2 protein-coding genes are annotated in these 743 nt (G+C 48.3%); both read right to left on the reverse strand.

Annotated features, from left to right (window positions below; translation table 11 throughout):
* The coding region (locus tag R8N49_RS26850) for a flagellar hook-basal body complex protein FliE (protein ID WP_318190417.1) at nt 1–332 on the reverse strand (332 nt) is incomplete at its 3' end.
* A gap of 16 nt (nt 333–348) precedes the next feature.
* Nucleotides 349–743, reverse strand: a 395-nt coding sequence (locus tag R8N49_RS26855; RefSeq protein ID WP_318190418.1) for a helix-turn-helix domain-containing protein, incomplete at its 5' end; no start/stop codon positions are given.

Genomic DNA, 743 nt, shown 5'->3' on the forward strand with positions numbered 1-743 from the left:
TCAAAAGAGGCAACCACTTTGTTGCGCACCTGCATAAGAGCGTTGAACGATAAGCTGGCTTTCTGGCTTGCGACCATTGCGCCAACTAAGTCGTCACTTTGCCCAGTTTCTACCGCCGTCATTTTTTGACTGGCCGCAGATTGATGTTGATTGACTGTATCCAACACGTTCGTCATCGCTTGAGAAAACGACAGTGGAGCATTCAGTGCTTGTTGATCTAAAGGGTTGGCACTCACGATAAATTCAGGCGGCTGCACTTGAGCCTGCATCGCCTGCATTTTGGACAACATGAGTTGCTCTGCCGAGACCGCATTAGTAGGTTGACTTGCCATCTATATTTTTCTCCTATTAGGCAGCCGAGCCTAGAGCCGACTGTAAATCAATACCGTGTTCTCGCATGGCTGCGAGCTTGTAACGTAGCGCTCGAGTTGATACTCCCAAGGCGTTTGCGGTTTTGGTTCGGTTTCCACCAAACTGACGTAATTTGTCCAAAATAAATTGGTATTCAGCCTGCTTCTTCGCTTCCACATGACCAAAGCTGGACTTTGGCTCCATGGAAGGCACTGGGGCAATGAGTTCAATCGGTAACATCAGATCATGCGCTGTAATGTAGTCACCATGGCGCATCACCAAGGCACGTTGAATAACGTTCTCTAATTCACGAATATTGCCCGGCCAGTGGTACTGACTCAGAGCGCTGATCGCATCCTGAGATAAGTGACATCGGCTGCTATCTTGATATT

Source organism: Vibrio sp. 1978 (genome assembly GCF_033344345.1).